This window comes from Pseudoalteromonas sp. M8 (assembly GCF_018141365.1).
In the GTDB taxonomy this organism is placed as follows: domain Bacteria; phylum Pseudomonadota; class Gammaproteobacteria; order Enterobacterales; family Alteromonadaceae; genus Pseudoalteromonas.
Genome location: NZ_CP047240.1, coordinates 2,804,358 through 2,822,700 on the forward strand (window position 1 = coordinate 2,804,358; position 18,343 = coordinate 2,822,700).

18 protein-coding genes are annotated in these 18,343 nt (G+C 42.4%); 4 read left to right on the forward strand and 14 right to left on the reverse strand.

From position 1 onward, the window contains the following. Nucleotides 1-221: 221 nt before the first annotated feature. The 10 genes from GSF13_RS17350 to GSF13_RS17390 all read right to left on the reverse strand — a co-directional run bounded on the left by GSF13_RS17350 (nt 222) and on the right by GSF13_RS17390 (nt 7,741). Entirely contained in the window at nt 222-836 is a 615-nt protein-coding gene (locus GSF13_RS17350; protein ID WP_211866518.1) for a LysE family translocator, read from the reverse strand. A 25-nt stretch (nt 837-861) separates the two neighbouring features. Continuing rightward, nucleotides 862-1,416: a GNAT family N-acetyltransferase gene (locus GSF13_RS17355; protein WP_069018646.1), complete on the reverse strand. Its 555-nt coding sequence runs from the start codon at nt 1,414-1,416 to the stop codon at nt 862-864. 74 nt (nt 1,417-1,490) lie between these two features. Beyond that, complete coding sequence (locus GSF13_RS17360) at nt 1,491-2,117, reverse strand: SMI1/KNR4 family protein (protein WP_211866519.1); 627 nt, start codon at nt 2,115-2,117, stop codon at nt 1,491-1,493. Between the two features lie 78 nt (nt 2,118-2,195). Beyond that, nucleotides 2,196-2,720, reverse strand: a complete 525-nt coding sequence (locus tag GSF13_RS17365; RefSeq protein ID WP_211866520.1) for a DUF4303 domain-containing protein — start codon at nt 2,718-2,720, stop codon at nt 2,196-2,198. 54 nt (nt 2,721-2,774) lie between these two features. After that, nucleotides 2,775-3,443: a hypothetical protein gene (locus tag GSF13_RS17370; protein WP_227387014.1), complete on the reverse strand. Its 669-nt coding sequence runs from the start codon at nt 3,441-3,443 to the stop codon at nt 2,775-2,777. Between the two features lie 325 nt (nt 3,444-3,768). After that, nucleotides 3,769-4,596, reverse strand: coding sequence for a hypothetical protein (locus tag GSF13_RS17375; protein WP_211866521.1), 828 nt, complete (start codon nt 4,594-4,596; stop codon nt 3,769-3,771). A 255-nt stretch (nt 4,597-4,851) separates the two neighbouring features. After that, nucleotides 4,852-5,091, reverse strand: a complete 240-nt coding sequence (locus GSF13_RS17380) for a hypothetical protein (RefSeq protein WP_010605182.1) — start codon at nt 5,089-5,091, stop codon at nt 4,852-4,854. Between the two features lie 135 nt (nt 5,092-5,226). Then, entirely contained in the window at nt 5,227-6,339 is a 1,113-nt protein-coding gene (locus GSF13_RS17385; protein ID WP_249122694.1) for a serine hydrolase domain-containing protein, read from the reverse strand. A 2-nt stretch (nt 6,340-6,341) separates the two neighbouring features. Further along, the gene (locus GSF13_RS24800; RefSeq protein WP_249122695.1) at nt 6,342-6,572 is read right to left on the reverse strand and encodes a hypothetical protein; all 231 of its coding nucleotides are present in this window, start codon (nt 6,570-6,572) and stop codon (nt 6,342-6,344) included. 206 nt (nt 6,573-6,778) lie between these two features. Continuing rightward, the gene (locus GSF13_RS17390; protein WP_211866522.1) at nt 6,779-7,741 is read right to left on the reverse strand and encodes a DUF5050 domain-containing protein; all 963 of its coding nucleotides are present in this window, start codon (nt 7,739-7,741) and stop codon (nt 6,779-6,781) included. Between the two features lie 364 nt (nt 7,742-8,105). Here GSF13_RS17390 and GSF13_RS17395 point away from each other — a divergent pair, with 364 nt between their 5' ends. After that, nucleotides 8,106-9,314 carry a porin gene (locus GSF13_RS17395; protein ID WP_010605186.1) on the forward strand — a complete coding sequence of 403 codons (1,209 nt, stop codon included), beginning with the start codon at nt 8,106-8,108 and terminating at the stop codon, nt 9,312-9,314. A 70-nt stretch (nt 9,315-9,384) separates the two neighbouring features. On the opposite strand, the gene GSF13_RS17400 is transcribed toward GSF13_RS17395, so the two are convergent. Both GSF13_RS17400 and GSF13_RS17405 read right to left on the reverse strand, forming a co-directional pair. Further along, entirely contained in the window at nt 9,385-13,827 is a 4,443-nt protein-coding gene (locus tag GSF13_RS17400; protein ID WP_211866523.1) for a di-heme oxidoredictase family protein, read from the reverse strand. A 348-nt stretch (nt 13,828-14,175) separates the two neighbouring features. Then, complete coding sequence (locus GSF13_RS17405) at nt 14,176-14,688, reverse strand: GNAT family N-acetyltransferase (RefSeq protein WP_206471027.1); 513 nt, start codon at nt 14,686-14,688, stop codon at nt 14,176-14,178. Between the two features lie 359 nt (nt 14,689-15,047). Here GSF13_RS17405 and GSF13_RS17410 point away from each other — a divergent pair, with 359 nt between their 5' ends. Next, nucleotides 15,048-15,206, forward strand: a complete 159-nt coding sequence (locus GSF13_RS17410; RefSeq protein WP_157782784.1) for a hypothetical protein — start codon at nt 15,048-15,050, stop codon at nt 15,204-15,206. Nucleotides 15,207-15,365: 159 nt separating this feature from the next. Here the strand turns inward: GSF13_RS17410 and GSF13_RS17415 are convergent, their stop codons facing one another. Further along, nucleotides 15,366-16,253, reverse strand: coding sequence for a LysR family transcriptional regulator (locus GSF13_RS17415; protein ID WP_206471028.1), 888 nt, complete (start codon nt 16,251-16,253; stop codon nt 15,366-15,368). A 105-nt stretch (nt 16,254-16,358) separates the two neighbouring features. On the opposite strand from GSF13_RS17415, the gene GSF13_RS17420 reads away from it, so the two are divergent. Continuing rightward, complete coding sequence (locus GSF13_RS17420; protein ID WP_174170054.1) at nt 16,359-17,225, forward strand: MBL fold metallo-hydrolase; 867 nt, start codon at nt 16,359-16,361, stop codon at nt 17,223-17,225. Beyond that, the gene (locus GSF13_RS17425) at nt 17,219-17,842 is read left to right on the forward strand and encodes a DsbA family protein (RefSeq protein ID WP_211866524.1); all 624 of its coding nucleotides are present in this window, start codon (nt 17,219-17,221) and stop codon (nt 17,840-17,842) included. Before GSF13_RS17420 ends, GSF13_RS17425 begins: the two co-directional genes overlap by 7 nt. Nucleotides 17,843-18,050: 208 nt before the next feature. Here the strand turns inward: GSF13_RS17425 and GSF13_RS17430 are convergent, their stop codons facing one another. Next, nucleotides 18,051-18,320, reverse strand: coding sequence for a hypothetical protein (locus tag GSF13_RS17430; protein WP_029215787.1), 270 nt, complete (start codon nt 18,318-18,320; stop codon nt 18,051-18,053). Between the last annotated feature and the right edge of the window lie 23 nt (nt 18,321-18,343).

Sequence of the window (18,343 nt, forward strand, 5' to 3'; positions counted from 1 at the left end):
ATACAAAAAACCCACCTTACTTTGGTGGGTTCATTAAAAAAGCACACAAAACCACCACTCCTAAGGAATGGTAATAATTCGTGTACTTGTGAGAAATAGTTTTATATTCATACCGATACTTTCACGTAATGATTAGTTATTGTCAAGCACACGCAGGCCAGATGAGTGAATTGAGAAGTAGCATCACTTTGTGGGCTGGCGAGTCACTAACTTTGGCATCGCTACTGTCTACTCAACAGTAAGTTGCCGCCAGATAGCGCCAAAAATGAAGCACATGCACGATTAAAACGTTTAACCAGTTTAGGTTTACTAAACCACTGCCTTAGATACAGCCCAATAACAGCGTACATAGCGATAGCCACGATTTCCAGAACGAGAAAAGTAGCCCCCAATAGTGAAAATTGCTCTGTCACATTTTTTGCGACGTCGACAAACTGAGGGAGAAAAGCGGTAAATATCAAAATTGCCTTTGGATTACCCGCAGCAACAGCGAACTCTTGCTTCATCAGTCCGGTAATGCTCAGATTGCGGACATCATCCGAAACTGGACTAACGTCTGAGCGCCATAAATTATAAGCAATCCATAATAAATAGAGCGCGCCACAAATCTTAATGGCAAGAAACAATATTTCCGACGTATACAGCACAACAGCAAGGCCTGAAGCGGCAAGCGCAATCATCACACAAAATGCGGCGAGCCTTCCAAATCCCGCAAGAAGAGCTATACGAAAACCATAACGACGAGCATTATTTAGCGCTAGAAGATTATTTGGCCCTGGTGCCATATTCAAGGCAAAGCAGGCTGGAATAAATAAAAGTAGTGTCCAGATTTCCATTGTCTTTCCTTTAAAAAATATTGGCTCAGCGATTAAATTCTGACTTTAATAACCCAAAGCACGTTAGGTCATGAAATTGTTCTTTCCAATACCCACTTTGTCGTCTAACTCCCTCAGCTTTAAAACCTAGCTTTTCTAACACAGCCTCTGACGCATGATTTCCCGGCACCGTATCTCCTTGAATTCGATTCAGTGCACCACATGCTAGTAAACCACCAAACGCGGCGGAGATAATTTGGTGTAATGCTTCAGTGGTATAACCCTTTCCCCAAAATTTCGGCATCAAATCATAACCGATAACTGCATTTTTCATCGCTGAGTTCCATGAGTTAAAACCACACGTACCTATAAGCTGCTCAGTGTCTTTTAATCGGATAGCCCAACGGATCCCAACACCGCTATCAAATCGAGAATGAAAGAAATCTATGAGTTTTTCAGCTTGTAATCGCTCACTAAACGCCTCTAAATCGTAGTATTTCACTACCTCTGGGTTTGAAAATAGTTCAAAAATAGCATTACTGTCGCATTCGGATAGCGCCGTCAACTTCAAGCGTGGTGTTTCAAATTCTGGAAATTGCATATTGATCTCCTTAACATTCAAAGCGCAACACTGAGATAACTTCAAACCGCGATAAATAGCACGGTGAAAGTTATTTATACTGCGCGAAATAGCACTTTGACTGCATCTAAAAAATGGCCGGATTGCGGCTGTTTAGTATTAAAACTTCTACCACCATCGTCTTCGACCACAATACTGTAATTACCTGACTCAAGTTCAGCGGTATACCACTGCATAAACTCAGAGAACGACTTAGCAATCACAAACTTTTCGTCTTCATCACGACCAAAGTTTATCACTTGTCCAACTGTGCCATTTTCGGCCGGATCAAAATCTAAACCAAGGTAGTTGCCTGCCCAATCATGGGCAAACGGTACCCACTTTTTATTGGCATAAACTTCTTTGATAAACCCAGGAACGTGAGAGGTTGAAAACATGCTCAGCTCTTTCATTCCCTCTTCACCTTGTGAATCGATGATTTCAGCCCACGAACACCATTCTTCATAAACTCTGTTCAAAGGTAAAAAATTGAGTCCGTAAAATAAACCAGTATTGATCTCATCTTTCTGGCCGTTATGTTCGAGATACATCGCTTTCAATCGCTCAGGCAGTTCAACACCGAGCTTATTCTCTAGACTTGCTATTTCACTCGCTGTCGCCGGCTGATTAAGATCACACAAAAGCTCAGGTAATGTCGCCTGTACCCATTCAATCAAATTCATTTTAATTACTTCCTTATCACTTAAATCTAAGAGTTAATTCCATTGATATCTAAAATACGCGTGTTTGCTCATCCGCCTTCAACCAAACCGAGCATGCCAATCATTGAATCGGTTCAGCAACTCTGCGCTATTTAGCTTACGATTTGCTGCGCTTTCAAGTTCCAACATATGCTCGCTTGGATCTGTACTTATCACTGACAGAAAAACATTTTTGGCAAAGACGCCTTCTTGCCTCAACTCTAAAAGCGCCAATACAAAAGCCTTGAAAGTGGGGTTGATAATTTCTTCAAGATAATTTTCATAGAGCTTTGCATCTTCCAGTTCAAGGCGAGCTGCGAGTAAAGTAGCAACACCTTTAAAATGCACATCCCTATCGCTTAAATCCCACTCAACGGGAGAGAACTCAAACTCAGTATTATCATCTTGTGAAAGCCATTGTTGTGTCATGGCAACGTGATAGAGCGTCATTACACTGTCATCAGTACATAAGGCATAACCGAGCAACTCATCTGGCTGGTGTATACGTTGGAGGTTTGTAAAAGTAGTTTTTACGGCATCTTTGACGAGACTTTTCAACTTATCAAAGTCAATCAAATCTGACATGGCACAACCTCCATACACTACACTCTGGATAACACACCAAACAGATCCGCAGGCTTATTTATCCGCTAATGACATCGACCCAACTATTTTGCCATTTTCGATTAAAAAGAGCCTATTTGCGATAGGTGCGTTACCGTAACTATCATCGTTCCAAGCTTCGCTATGTAAATAAATAAACTTATCCAATAAATCGTGCGATGCATCTCTGGATACCACCATTAATCCGGTACGTCTCGCTATTGAGACAAGTAACTGTTCGGCATCTAGCATTTCGTGCGCTTTCAGCATTTGCGTTTGAGATAAAATCGCTTCACTACTAAAAGACTCTCCGCTGGCAGTTAATACTTGGTTGTTTAGCACTGCGGACGGGACAAAGGTTACATCTAAAGCATCAATATTTTGAAAAGCCTGTGGAACTACCACATTTAAATCGATCTCTTGACCATCTTGATGTGTTAAAAAAACGAAGTTATCTGGGGTATCATAACCAAAACCAATCACGACTTCTGGGTCATCTTCTGGGCCAATTAATACTGAATAAACCGCACCGTATTGAATACCTGGCCAATCTCCAGCCTTAATAATGGGATAAATTGTTCTATCCTTTAAGTCCATTGCTATTTCCTTATCTAAGTTGTTTGGTAAAGTAGTTTCTATTGGCATGTCTGCAACAACATCTCCCGAAAACGCAGCTACCAATAACAGTATTAAAAAGACCTTCATAAAAATTTAAGCCTCAATCAAGTAAGACGTACTGCGTAATTGTCGGTTCGAATGTGTTCGTACTTATGCTGACGGTTGTAAGGGAGATAAATAGACGCACTAGATTTTTGGATTTATTTTGCGATATCCATACCATACTATCTAAATACGATACTATTCTCAGCAAACCCTGGCAGTATCCATGCTTTTTTATTAAATCACCTTTGTTCCTTTTTTCAAGGTAATTTTATTAGACCATTAATAAAAAATTCAGTGATGTAGAAAAAGGCATGCATGCCGTTTAGTCTAGGTTTTTAGTGGTAGTATAACCAAGAATAATTGAGTGCTAGCGTGTTGGTCTCAGCGTTTCAATAACCTTCGCATCCATCCAATATGGATTACCTTCCCAGTAACTCGTGCCGTCTTTTTTGACTTTTTTGTCACCTCGCCAAAAAAATAAGTACTTTCCGTCTGGTGATACTTTAGGTCGTTGCTCGTACGCAGCCGTATTAATCGTATCTCCCATGTTTATTGCGTTTGTCCATGTGCCATCTTGGTTACGAAAACTAATGTAGATATCAGGCGTGTTTTCACCTTCCTTTTCAGCATCCCACATAATATAAGACTCATCTGGCGCGATGTAGGGGTGAGCAATGTACTTTCCTTGGTTAATTGCCTTACTCATTTTGTGCGGTGTTTCATATTTGCCATCAACAAGCCGTGAATAACTCAAATGCCCACTGCCGTCTTTCAAATCTAAGACATAAAAGTAGTGTGTCCCTTTTGCTGAGGTGATATAACCTCTGATTGGAATATCTTTAAAAGGCTCGATGTTTTGTATGTGTGAAACCGGTGGGCTAAATTGCTCCTGATATGCTTTTATGTCTGCTTCGGGTATTGATTTTTCAATCCATTGATTGTTTTTATATTGCATCACAATCCATGTTGGTTTTTGATATTCCCCACCAGAGCGAGTAAAAGAAAGCTCTGACATATCTGGCAAAAACAACACTTCAGTCTCGCGGTGCTCATCCGTAGAAACGACACCTGGAGCAAATAACTCGGGTGTTAATCCCGGTGTTTTTTGTCCTAAATCGTAATTGTTTTGGGCATAACTTTTATCGCAAATTATTAAACTGCAAAACATAGCAACTAGAATGCTCATCTGCTTCATAAACTATCCTTTTATTAGAGCCTTTAGTTTTCAAGTAAATATAATTGCACTAGGAAACAGACAAATCCAAGCACCTTTACAAAACCTGACAATGACACCAGTTTGTCTTTATACTTGCTCAATTTGAAGGAGCAAATCTGACGCTAACTGCGTTAAAGATTTCTTATTTAGAATAACTAAATAGCAAAATCTTTGTCTTGTTATCGACAAGATTTTCTCGCCTCAAAATAGAGCACTTAATTAAGCAAATTGATGTTACACCGCAAAGCCTCGCCATTGCGGCATCAAAAGGCCTGCAATAAACCAAGGAACTTGTAGTACGAGAATACACAGTGCATACAAACGCAACTGCTCAGCAGTCCATAGCGCAGCAAACCACCCTATGATAAAGAACGACTTCCACCCTTCTATTTTTGCAGCTCCGCCAAAATTTAAAATCCAAAGCCAAAATGCCGCAAGTGTGACATGAGAGAGTATCCATGTAAGTAAACTCATACCTAACTCCTTGTCTCTAAGTTCGTACCCGATCCAGCTTTCGCTTCAGAAAGTAAGCTAATGAAGCTGATATTAAACCACTTTAATCAATTGCATATTTTTTAACTTCTTGAATCCGGAATTTTCATTGTCTTTTTAGCGCTTAGCGTGCTCATACTTTTCAACAATCGCATTGGCAATATCATTTAATTTCCCTTGCGTGTTGTTCGCTGAAACATTTGTGGCAATAAATATTCCTAACTTCTGCTTTGGATAAAGCGCAAGCCAAGTGGAAGTACCTATAGAGCCTCCACTGTGATAGAACATAGGATTAGCTGAGTGATACTCGTATGTATTCCAAAAAAATGCATGGCCATGTTCACTGCTGGTTTCTGTTAATAAGGTGCGCGACAACAGCACTTCTTCTGCTTGGGTGCTGAGTAAATACTGCATATAATCGGCAATCGAAGCTGCATTGGATGTTAGTCCGCCTTCAGCAAACGAGTGTGGACTGAGTAACGGTGCAATTTTGCCGTTTCTATCTACCCCTCTCGTTATTTTACTTATCTCACTGGGCTCTAAACGAAACCTTGTATGTTCTTCACCCGATTGTTCCGTGATCAATTGCGCAACAAGTGTAGATAATGGTCGGTTATACACGTTTTCCAAAATATACCCAGTCAGGTTTGCGCCAACATTGGAGTATTGAAATGTCTGACCAGGCATTGAGGTAAGTTGGTACTGAGCTAAATCTTCAAAAAACTTCGCTTTTGAATAGTTAGAGAACAGCTCAAAAGCCTTGCCAGACTTTATATCTGCGCTTGTATATGCAAAATCTTGCGGTAAACCACTTCTGTGAGTCGCGAGGTGACGCAAAGTGATAGGTTTGCCTAGATGCTGCAGGTTTTGATAATCACCATCCTGCAAGTACACCCTAATATCTTCATCTAGTTGTACTTTTTTATCTACTACCGCCTTGGCAAGCAACAACCCGGTATAAGTTTTAGTGATGGATGCAATTTCATACACGGTGTCATGGTGTGGCTTTGTACCATCAGGAAACTCGCCAAACTGTTTTTGATAGTTAAGCTTGTCATTCACAATGGCGATGGAGGCAACTTGTGCATTTTCCTCAATCAGAAAATCTGTTAGTTTTTTCTCAACAAATGCGTCAAAGTCTAGTTTGCTATCGTTGTTGCAGGCGGTTAACACCATCAAAAAGAGCATCAAACAAAGTAGGGTTAATGATTTCACTGAACGTAGCAGCATATTTACTCTGGCGCCTCGGTTAATTGATTGATGTATTCCAATAGAAGGCTTTTATTTACTTCATTATCAACCAGTCGCACGGCTACTTTGGTGTTTTTCAGCGCTTGTAAGTTATCCTCATTCGCCTCAAATGCCTTTGCTAATGACTCATAGGCTTGCCAAGACTTAGGTTGATATTCGGTGTAACGTTCTGCGACTTCTATCGCTTCTATGACTCGGCTTAGTCTAATCAAATTCGTACTACTGAAGCCGAGCCTATTTACACTATTCCAACGCGTTGATCTTAGCAATGTAGTAAAATTATAACGCTCTCTTAATTGGTCGTAGTTGTTATTAATATTTTGTAGAACATTACCAGATTTAGTCACAATATCGCGATACTTCTTTTCCTTTTTTAGGTCGTCTCCAACAACAGCAAAGTAAATAACTTAAGCTACGGTCAGCGGACAGGCCCACTGGTGCTCACTTTTTTCTTTAACTTTTTTAGCGCTTCTTGGTCAAGACCTGGCACAACTGTCGCTTGCGAGCTGTTTTGAAGTATTTTTTTGATAGACGTGCCATCCACATTTATAGAAAAGACATCATAAAAGCCAAATACATTCTCTGAAGCGAAATACACCTTTGTGCCGTCTGGGGACCAAGATGGATCCCACTCTTGAATGTTATTACGAGTCAGTCGCTTGTTATTGGTTCCATCAATACCCATAACATATACTTCCTGATTCCCATCTCTATTAGATAGATAGGCTATTTTTGTGCCATCTGGGGAAATTTGAGGAGACATGTTATCAGTGTCGTCTTGAGTGAGTTGAATAACCTCGCTGCCATCCAAATTGGCAATGCTAATTTGGCTTGGGCTGGCTTTAGATTGGTATAGTAATCGACCATCTGGCATAAATTCTGGAGCACGACCTTCGAGATTTTTAATTTGGCGCTGTTCGCTACCATCAGCATTCATTAACCAAATTTCTTCCTGCCAAACACCTTCCTTATTTTCATATTCTCTAGCAAACGCTATCGTCATTCCATCCAAAGACCAAGCAGGTGCACTATCCCACACATATTTTTTACTGGTTAATCTTTTCAGATTGCGGCCAGTAATATCAACGGTATGAATTGACCATGTTTTGAAGTTATCGTATTTACCGTAAAAGGTTACTTTGTCTCCCGATGGTGAGACAGCAGGATAGCCGTCACTTGACGTGGCTTTCACGATCTTTACTGGCGATTTACCACCTTGGTCACTTAAGTAAATCGCTTTGCTATTACCGTCTTTAAGACCATATATAACACCATACGACTCTGTTGGTGGTTCGCTATATGATTGAACTTCATGAATAAAAAACAACATAATGGTGGAAAAACAAGCCAATTTTGAGATGCCAATTTTTTTAACAAGCATTACTCAATCTCCCTTTTGTAGTTGTGTATCTAATTGGAAGACTACAGAAGTCTATCTACCAAAAACATGATGTTTTATTGATTTTTCGCTGAATTACACGTTTTCGTGCTATCTTGCAGTAACAAAACGCTGATATTGCTATAACCCCTTACATTTATTGCGTAAAATCAATCAATAACCTCAGAACTCGTACTTTCCTAACTCATTGATATTTAAACTCAATGAACAGGAAATGAATAAATTTACCAAAAACCACGTTATTTTCTTGATATTTTTTCACTTTTGCCTGTATTTTAGCTTTGATAATCTCCATTTTTTAGCTAATTTAGCCCTATTTAGCAACAACATTGAAACAAGGTAATTCATGAAAAGAACACTTGCTGCCACCCTAATCGCTAGCGTGACTACTATTCCAACAGTGAACGCTATCGAGATATTCAAAGATGAAAAGAATAGTGTCACGGTTGGCGGCTTTATCGATGCTCGAGTTATTAACACTCAAGGCGAGACTGAATTGGTAAACGGCGCATCGCGTATTAACTTTGACTTTAAACGCCAATTGAAAAACAACTGGCAGGCTTTCGCACTCCTTGAATGGGGTGTAAACCCTGTTGGTAGTAGTGATATTGTTTACAGCAACCGCTTCGAATCAATACAAGACGAGTTTTTATATAACCGATTAGGTTATGTTGGTATTAAGCACGATGAATACGGCCAAGTTACCCTAGGAAAACAATGGGGCGCTTGGTACGACGTGGTATACAGCACCAACTACAGCCTAGTTTGGGATGGTAATGCCGCAGGTGTTTACACCTATAACAAAGACGACGGCGCGATCAATGGTACTGGTCGTGGTGATAAAGTGCTGCAATACCGTAATCAATTTGGCAAGCTGAGCTTTGCTGTACAAGCTCAGCTAAAATCTGATGACTTTTATACTTGTGATGTCGTTGATATTTCGAGCAGCTCCTGCGAAGCCCAATTTAATCAAGGGAACAACGCGGCACAAAAAGTAGAGTTTAATTCAACTTATGGTGCCTCACTTACCTATGCTGCGACCGAAAACTTAACTCTCACAGCCGGTGTTAACCGCGGCGCGTTTGATATTGTGTACGCTGGTGGCCGAAATCAATCGGTTAAAGATTTAATTTATGGCGTCGGTATTACTTACGGGGATTTCTATAAGCCTGGTTGGTATGCAGCTGCAAACATCAATAAAAACGAAAACCACGATACAGATAACCTAGGCCGCTTAATCAAGGATGCCGTTGGATTAGAGTCGCTTGTTAGCTACCGCTTTGATAATGACGTGCGTACATTTATCGCTTACAACGTATTTGATGCGGGCGATGACTATGTGATCCAACCAAACTTTAATGCTGATCCTAATGATGTTTTTAAGCGTCAGTTTGCCGTGATAGGCGCACACTACTTTATGTCTGAAGACACCATTTTGTACATTGAAGCGCGTAAGGACTTTAGTGACTTCTCAAGCGCCGATGCCGCGCAAGAAGCACAAATGTCACAAACCGAAGACGACGGTATCGCCATCGGTTTCCATTACACGCTGTAAGACTAAGCACTGTAATAACAACTTCAAGTGCATCAAAGCTCATGACTTTCGTGATCTTTGATGCACAAACTTACAATGAGTTTAAAAATGCCAACACGGCTGATTTATCATTTGCCGACAAGCTTTCGTAAGCTACTCTCGCTGCTTGCGCTTCACCATCATGCCATAAAATAGCTTCTTCAATCGTTCGCGCACGACCATCGTGCAGATAGCTTGGCTCAGCGGTACAAAACTCATTGCCCTGCCCACCTAACACATTATCAACACCACCTGTCACACAAGCAGACAATCCAATCCCCCATAATGGCGCTGTTCGCCACTCAGCACCGCTAGCGATGCCTTCACCTAAGTTATCCGCAAGACCTGGGCCCATATCATGTAGTAATAAATCGGTATACGGATGGATCGTTTGCGCACGTAACTCCGCAAATGGATGATACTCACTGGTTTCAAATGTTGCTGTATGGCAACCTTCACAGCCAATTGAGGTAAAGCGTGCCTTTCCTAATTGCACCTCAGGGTCGTCAAGCCCACGCTGCGCTCTTACACCCAATAAAGCGATATATTTGCTTAGCGCAGTGAGATGTTGATCAGACACTTCTACAACGCCACCTCCGCAGCTTGATTGTGATGCTCCACAGTCAGGATTTGGAAATACCGAGTTGGTTACTCCCATATCCGTATTAAATGCACTAGCGACTTGGTGTTTAATTGATGCCGCCGCAGCTTTGTAGCCAAAGCGTCCTAACCGTGTTTGACCGGTAATAGGATCGTTCACGCGCTGCGCTTTGCCCGAAATACCGTCGCCGTTACTGTCGTTTTCATCCGCCAAGGCTAACACCGCACTCTCTGGTATCGCTTCAAGTAAGCCCAAGCCCACCAGCTGAGGCGCGATACGGGCTGAGTAGCGTGCTGGAGTGGTTTTATTAAATTGGTAATTGGGTGAACGCAAACCATTATTTTCAGTCCACGAAGCAATCGTTACATCTCCCTCGCCTTGCGTCTCGGTATCTATGCCTGTGTTTTTAGGCTGTAACACATTCCCCAATAAGGGATGGGTGTTGCCATTGATATCGGCCACTTTAAACACCCATTTTGCCAATGAGCCGCCAATAGCTGGTGGAGCCGCACGACCATTGCGAACATGGCAAGCTGCGCAACTGTCGTTGATGTAGTGTGGGCCTGACTTTCCAACCACCGCACTAAACACGCCATTTTCTCCGTTGCGTTCATCGTGCTCACCATTAACAAAACTACTGTGGTGAACACGTCGCCCCTGAACAAATGCCTGTCCATTTTGGCTCGATAAATTGGTCGCCATTTGCATAAAGTGATTATCAGGCTCATTGGTGTAATTGTATGGCAATGTGGTTTTGCCTCCCAACCACCCCGCTTCTGCAATCGGGTAAGAATCTTCGCGTTGTGATGATGGATCAGCAAAGTCGCCAACGGTTTTCCATGGGACAAGCCCTTCACCTACCATGTATAAATACGTTGTACCATAATAATTTTCTCGTCCTTCTGGTGGCGCATCAAGAAACTGGCTAACTTCAAACTCCATGCGCTGACCAACTTCAAGAGGCAAAAAGCCTGCAGCAGGGTCCCAATTTAGCGGTCTGTAGTCATCAATGATCACTCTATAACGATATTGATCACCTGAATCACTTATCTTATTAAAGTTCGTATCATAACTGCCGTTATCAAGCTCAACGACCGCACCGCCACCAAAGTAATTACCGTGGTACTCAGCAACTGTGCCTAATCCACGATACCAAGCACGAAATTCGCGCGCACCGAGTTTCCATTCTGTAATAAAGGTCACTTCAATGCGTGAGCCGCCTTTAGCTACAAAATCAGCGATTTCAAATTGCGCAGTTCGATGCGTCCAATAATGCGATAAATAGTGATCATAGATTTGAAACTGATCTTCTTTTGCATGGCGGTCTCGGCCGCGATCAGCAAAACGCGTAATTAGTGCATCTCCACGGTCATAACTAACGGCTTGCTCTAAAGGTGTTGTTGCATCATAAAGTGGCACAATAGTGCCAAAGCTGAGCTCACAACCTTGGCTGTCAACTTGGCGCCCCGTAGGGGTATTGGGACATTGGTCTAGATTATCTGGCACACCATCGTTATCGCTATCATTGTTAGATGAACCAGCGATATTGAACTCAAGCCAGTTTAGATTTAACTCGCCACCCGCCATTTCAACACGAACGGTATGTACACCCTCATTTAACGTAATCGACGCAATATTTTGACTAATAAAGGTTTGCCAGCCACCCGTAGCAGGCACAACGGTACTGGCAACTAGATTACCATTAACAAGAACGTTATACGCTCCGTTACCAACTTGGGAGGCAACGCGTGCAGTCAAATTATAGCTTCCCGCGCCTAAATTAGCCTGATATTCGAGCCACTCTCCCGCCGACGTCCAACCTACGTTGTAACCACCGCCGTTGTCGCTGGTCAGCTCAATATCAACATCATCATTGCGATATTCGCCACCAGTATTGCCTGCATCGTTATCAAAATAGTTGCTATAGTCTTCCGCTTCGATACGAAGTTGCTCAGTGATTAAAATGCTACATCCATCGGTGTTTACCACATCCCCCACAGGCGTATCTGGACACTGATCGATACCATCATTCACGCCATCACCATCGCTATCGTTACCAGCTGAGGATTCTGAAAGTATATAGGCCTGCTCTGCGGTATCTACGACCGTTCCGTCCTCCTGTTGGTAAGTAAACCAAAAACTAACCACATCCCCCACTGCTAGCCCAGATATTGTCAGCTCATTGCGACCATTAATCACTTGCATGCGGACATTTTGCTGCACACCGCCGTTGACTCGATAATGAACATCCGCCCAGCCGGTAGTGTTAACATAGAAAGTTAAAGTATCCAGAGAGACCTGTTCCAATCCATCGGGTAAATTATTCAGTGGACAGCCATTCGCATCAACTTCTTCATTTGGTTGAGTATTTGGGCACTGATCGAGGCTATCCTCAACACCATCTTGATCGCTATCGACAGGGGTACTACCGCCCCCTGTCCAGGTAATATCGTCAATTGCCATTTGAAAAGAATAGTTAGGTTCTTGCCCAGCGACAGAGACAATATTGAAGTGATTTTTAATTGATTGTAATGCCACCAAGCTACCCGCTAACTCAGTGATTGGAATACGCACTTCACCCCATTGACCATCACGAACAAGGCCATACTGATTGGTGTTCGCGGGGAATGTGATCCAGTTCTCATTAGTATAAGTGTCAGCAATGCCAATTCTGAAACTCACATTCGCAGGAATTTTAATCTTAAAATTTAAGTAACCATCCCTAAAGTTGCTCATATCTCGCGCTTGACGACTTTGAATACCGGCTCCAAACCACTGCGTTGGCGAATATTGCCATGCAATCACTTCATTGCCTTCATAGGCAGGGATATTGCCCTGAGTGAGTGAGTCTTGGTTCCACACATAAATATCCGCGTTGCTTCCCGGCACTAACTGATTATCGCTTGGCCCCTCACTAAAAACACCAAAGGTGCCAACTTCGGGCTTAGTGACATTGCCGCTGAACACTTCACCTTGACCATCTAGCTCATAAATACGCACATAATCCACCACCATTTTCCCAGGAAGTGGCGCGCTCACCTGTTCATTGCTAAGCGCGTCCGTAAATAACCCGCCGACAGCCAAATTCATCAATAGATAAAATGGTGCGTTGAATTCATTTGACTCTTCACTAATAACAAACGGGCTATCGAACATATCATATTCGACCCCATTATCCTCAACTGTGAAACGGATCGTTTCTTCGGTCCAATAAGTACGGTAGATAACAAAGCGATTGGTTAAGGGGGTTGAGGACAAATGTGCATTATCGGTTTTGTATGCCACACTTGCTGCACAGGTTGGATTACCTTCATTGCAGGCGGCATCTGCATAAAAAATTAAGTTTGAGCCTGTATAGTTATTGCTTGGCGCACCGGGAAAGCCTGCATCATTACGAGCGGCTTGAGATTGGCCCATCTCCATGATGTCGATTTCGCCTTTTGCCGGCCAGCTAGCAGTACTCGTCCCTAGCATCCAAAGTGCAGGCCAAAGCCCCGTGTCGACATCAGATACCTTCATTCTGATCTCTATCATGCCATATTGCACAGCAAGCTTATTCTTACTCTGGATCTTACCTGAGGTAAATGCCTTGCCGCCTATCGCTTGATTTTTTGCTTCAAGAACAAGGCCTTTGTTTCCCACCTCGCCTACAATGTCGGTAATATAGACATTATTTTCACTGTACCACTGTAATTCTTGATTACCCCAACCACATATTCCTTGGTCACAACCATCCCCGACATCTATATTCCATGTGTTGGTATCTAAATTATTAAAATTATCTTCCCAAAGTAAATTCCCCACAGCCGCGTTACTTTGCGAAGACGCACAAACAATCAGACTGATAACGCTAATGTTTGCGAGCTTTGCGATTAACTTGCTACTCGTTTTCACTTTATGTCTCCAAATGTAATGTATAAAACTGCTTTAGTGATCAACCACTAAAACACGGATCCTTTTATCACTTCATAAACCGCAGAAATGAAAGCGCTTACATTTCAATCCATAACAACCCCGAACAATTGAAAAATATAGCGCTTTTCAAACACACGAGCTTTACTACACACTTTTCAGCGCGGTGTAATCGTATGTTGAATGTTAAACCTAACATGTAAGCGCTTACATTAACAAGAAAATAACAACAATTGTTATATTTTTTACTTTTATCAATTGATGGACTAACGACAAGTCGAGCGTTGTGACCAAAGCACATTCAGGGAAATAAAAGTCAAACCGCTGAGGTCAACAGACGCGATGGATCTCATATTCAAAGAAAAGTGGACTGTTTTCATCATGCACTTGCTGTGAAAACCCCAGCTTTTTGAGCAACCGAATGGAAGCATGGTTGGATTGCTCCACTCCCGCAATTAGGGTACTCCAATACTCTATACTGGTAACTGCATGGATAAACCCTTGCAGCAATTCACTGGCGTAACCTTTGCCCCAGTGCTTTTCAGCCAATAAGTAACCGATATGCGCATCACTTTCGTTTTCAACGTAAACAAACAAAAAGCCAATTGTCTCATGCTGCCCAAGCTTAACTTGCAGTAAGCGGCTCTCTGAACACATACGCTGAAACCAGTTTTCGGCCTGTTTTGTTGAATCAATACCATGAAAATAGGGGGGAAGGTTTTCAACCACGTTAGAACTCAGGATATGGGGAATTTGCTCTATCAGCCGTTCACGATCGAGTGCCGGAAAATCGTCGTTAACCTCAATAATATGCAACCTTAAGGTCTGAAATGATAATGCCATTAGCTCCCCTACTTTTTATCAACTCGATTGTTATCCTAACAAGGATACTAGCATTGCTTCTTTTAATGTGTAAGGCGCACGCAGCTATTTGCCGCAACAATTGGTTGGATATAGGTTGTACAATCAACAAGATTGACATGCACAAAAGTCCAACGCTGTCATTTTTACTTGCTTGATAAAAATTCAATATAATAAACAACTTAAAAAACAAACAACTAAAAGATCTACTGAAGTTATTTGCCATCCCCGCTTGAAATGTGTTTAAAAATTAAACACATTATTTAACAGATAAGTACTTAGAAATAGGTATTTATCTACATTACCGAATAATCAAAGATAACAAAATAACTGGATACAACATGAAACTGAAAAAAGTAAAATTAAAAAACCTTAACGCAAACAAAGCGCTAGATGCTAAACAAACGAAAGAAATAGCAGGCGGAACCGGCGCTTACAGTAAAGACTACGGTGCATGCTATACCGCACCTGAATTTTGCCCAACAGTTTACATCTGCTAAGTATGTCAAGCCCAGCAACTAGCTGGGCTTAGTTTTAAGTAAAAAGTAATTGAGAAAAATATAACGATAATAAAACACTCGTCGTGTTAGCTACTCTCCTGATCAAACGAGCTAGTAACGTAACAACATTAAGATGTAACTCTTAAGATACTTGCAGTTTCACCATGGCGTGCTGGCAAAATAGTGCGACAAATAATCTATCAATGCCCTCACGGTTGGAGACATATACTTTCTCGAAGAATAGAGCACGTATATATTCATATCGCTTGGCTTCCAATCAGGTAGTACCGGCTTAAGCTCGCCAGATTTGATGTAGCGGTTAACCAAATAAGTGGGTTGAATTGCCAAACCAGCGCCATTTAACGCTGCGTGCATTAAGGCCGTCGCTTCGTTCGCAGTTAAACGACAGTTTACGGCTACCGACTGTTGTGAGTTACCTTTGCGCAAATGCCAGATATGCTGCTGAAAATTCTTATACCCAAGGCATAAGTGCTCAGCTAGGTCATCAGGTTTTGTGATTTCACTTGCACTCGTAAGGTACTGCGGCGACGCCACAATAACAGAGTCACATACTGCAATTGATTTACCAATCAAAGAAGGGTCCGGTGCAGAGGCAATACGAATAGCAAGATCTATCTGACTCTCAGTGAGATCGGCCACAGAATCTTGCAAATCAATATCAATATTCACATCAGGATGTGCTGACATAAACTGTTGAATAGCGGGCACAAGTTGAGAAAAGCCAAAAGACATACTGGTTGCTAGTCGAACCGTACCAGACAGTTTTCCGCTAGTATTCGCCAAGCCGGTTATGGTGTCAGCTTGCCTCAGCCACTGTCTTACTTCTTCCAAGCAGGACTCCCCTGCTGTCGTTAAAGACACTCTTCTCGTGGTGCGATGTAATAAACGAATGTTTAGCCAGCTTTCCATTGCTTCAATGTACCGAGTTACCATAGGGCGAGACATATCTAGCCTATCAGCCGTCGCGGTAAAGCTACCTGTGATTGCAACGTCGGCAAAGACCTTAGCAGCGATGAGTCTATCCATTTATTTGTTCGATTTATGAAACAATGATGTTTAGTTTGGCATGTTTTTCTGAGCCTATCAATTTCATATCATCTGCTCCGTACTAAACCTATTGAGGCAAAAGATATGAAACACCTAACGTTGATAGCAGCATCGATTTTATTCGCAAGCAATGCGATGGCAGCAAACACCGCCCCACTTACACTGGATGTTTATAACGCTGACAAAAACAGCTTCCACGTTAACTCAACACTGGTGATTGGTGAGAGTGAAGTGATGGTCGTAGATACGGGTTTTACCAAAGCGGATGCACTACGCATAGCTGCCAAAGTGCTCGACAGCGGCAAAACCCTAAAAACGATTTTTATCAGCCAAGCTGATCCGGACTATTATTTTGGCGCGGAAGTGCTACACACTTTATTCCCTGAAGCTAAGATCCTAACCACAGCGGCCGTAAAAGCAGTGATTGAAGAAAAACTCGCGGGTAAATTAGCATTCTGGACACCAAAAATGGGGGAAAATGCACCTGTTAAGCCATACATCCCAACAGTTGTAGAGGGAAATACACTCTTTGTAGATGGGCACAAAATAGAGATCCACGGCACGCAATCTGAGCTGGCACACCGCCCCTACTTATGGATCCCGTCAAGTAAAGCGATTCTGGGCAATGTTGCAGTCTACGGTAATGTGCACTTATGGATGGCCGATGCGCAATCCCAACGCAGTCAACAAGCGTGGAGCCGCCAATTAAAAGAGTTAAAAGCACTGAAGCCAGAGATTGTAATACCTGGTCACATGAAAGCAGGCACCAAACTTGATTCAAGTACCATAAGCTACTCGCAGCAGTATTTAAGCGACTTTAGTCAGGCAAAAAGCAGCAGCAAAAATAGCGCTGAACTGATTGATAGTATGTCTGCACGCTACCCTGATGCAGGATTACCGATGGCGTTGGGTATTGGTGCTAAGGTACATATGGGAGAGATGAAATGGTAAAAGTGCACTACTTCTTCGACCCCATGTGTGGCTGGTGTTATGGTGCGGCTGCACTGCTGGATGCAATTGCAGCCAACAGTGACCTCAAGCTTGAACTGCATCCTGGAGGTATGATTGCCAACCAATCTATAGAGAAAGCATTCCGCAACCACATTCTCACAAGCGATGCGCGTATAGCCAGCATAACAGGCGCGCAGTTTGGCAAAGGTTACATCCAAAGGGTGAAGAGTAACGATCCGATGCTCCTTGACTCATACATCACCGCTCGTGCCATCATAACCGCTGAGCAATTGGGCATAGCGCCACTTAACATGCTTAAAACTATTCAGCATGCCCACTATATAGAGGGTAAACAGGTTAACCGAGCTGAGGCTATAGAGGAGCTAGCCGTTGAGCTTGGGCTAGATAAAAACCACTGGCAACGAGCTATGCTGGCAAATCAAAGTGCTGAGCAAACAAAAATCGCGCAAAGCCGCCAATTAATGCAAAAGCTTCAGGTTACTGGCTACCCAACCCTTATCCTGGAAAAGCATGAGACGTTCGTAAAGCTTCCGCATACTGCCTATTACGGTAAGCCCGATGCTTGGCGCAAGCTAATTGATGACTATATACACTAGTTCTATACAAGCTTTGGGGTTGGAATTGGAGCTGCTGTTACGCTAATGTGAGCTCCAAAAGGGGCTGTCGGCATATCCGCTACACAACTTTGGCGTTGTCACACTAATTTGCATCTAGATTGCAACTAACCTTACCTCTGAATTACCTAACTTTTTGGAATTGCCAATCCTTTAATTCGATAACGGACATGCTTTTATCAGCGGTTAGTTAGTAGAACTTACCCGGTCTAAGTTCTACTATAAATTCATTATCGGCTAGTCCACTGTAAATCTTGCTCTGTAAATCCCCCCAAGCAAGATGTAAATCTCCACAACTGGCCGACACCCAGCGATCAGGTGAAGGGTTATATGTAGTCTTCACTCTTACCCAATTTACTTGTTGCGCCTCTTGGGCATCAACTTCAATAATGGGGTACGTTTCTCCTGGAGTTGATTCAAGTGAACCTGAGTTGGTTCCTTTACGCTTAGACTGGTACATATCACATGACTGGCTTGCGATAA

Excerpts from the sequence above, each read along its gene's own strand:
- GSF13_RS17410 (WP_157782784.1), top strand. The coding sequence starts at position 15,048 with ATGAAACTGAAAAAAGTAAAATTAAAAAACCTTAACGCAAACAAAGCG.
- GSF13_RS17360 (WP_211866519.1), bottom strand. The coding sequence starts at position 2,117 with ATGAATTTGATTGAATGGGTACAGGCGACATTACCTGAGCTTTTGTGT.
- GSF13_RS17425 (WP_211866524.1), top strand. The coding sequence starts at position 17,219 with ATGGTAAAAGTGCACTACTTCTTCGACCCCATGTGTGGCTGGTGTTAT.
- GSF13_RS17405 (WP_206471027.1), bottom strand. The coding sequence starts at position 14,688 with ATGGCATTATCATTTCAGACCTTAAGGTTGCATATTATTGAGGTTAAC.
- GSF13_RS17375 (WP_211866521.1), bottom strand. The coding sequence starts at position 4,596 with ATGAAGCAGATGAGCATTCTAGTTGCTATGTTTTGCAGTTTAATAATT.
- GSF13_RS17395 (WP_010605186.1), top strand. The coding sequence starts at position 8,106 with ATGAAAAGAACACTTGCTGCCACCCTAATCGCTAGCGTGACTACTATT.
- GSF13_RS17380 (WP_010605182.1), bottom strand. The coding sequence starts at position 5,091 with ATGAGTTTACTTACATGGATACTCTCTCATGTCACACTTGCGGCATTT.
- GSF13_RS17390 (WP_211866522.1), bottom strand. The coding sequence starts at position 7,741 with ATGCTTGTTAAAAAAATTGGCATCTCAAAATTGGCTTGTTTTTCCACC.
- GSF13_RS17415 (WP_206471028.1), bottom strand. The coding sequence starts at position 16,253 with ATGGATAGACTCATCGCTGCTAAGGTCTTTGCCGACGTTGCAATCACA.
- GSF13_RS17430 (WP_029215787.1), bottom strand. The coding sequence starts at position 18,320 with ATGTACCAGTCTAAGCGTAAAGGAACCAACTCAGGTTCACTTGAATCA.
- GSF13_RS17365 (WP_211866520.1), bottom strand. The coding sequence starts at position 2,720 with ATGTCAGATTTGATTGACTTTGATAAGTTGAAAAGTCTCGTCAAAGAT.
- GSF13_RS17355 (WP_069018646.1), bottom strand. The coding sequence starts at position 1,416 with ATGCAATTTCCAGAATTTGAAACACCACGCTTGAAGTTGACGGCGCTA.
- GSF13_RS17350 (WP_211866518.1), bottom strand. The coding sequence starts at position 836 with ATGGAAATCTGGACACTACTTTTATTTATTCCAGCCTGCTTTGCCTTG.
- GSF13_RS17385 (WP_249122694.1), bottom strand. The coding sequence starts at position 6,339 with ATGCTGCTACGTTCAGTGAAATCATTAACCCTACTTTGTTTGATGCTC.
- GSF13_RS17420 (WP_174170054.1), top strand. The coding sequence starts at position 16,359 with ATGAAACACCTAACGTTGATAGCAGCATCGATTTTATTCGCAAGCAAT.
- GSF13_RS17370 (WP_227387014.1), bottom strand. The coding sequence starts at position 3,443 with ATGAAGGTCTTTTTAATACTGTTATTGGTAGCTGCGTTTTCGGGAGAT.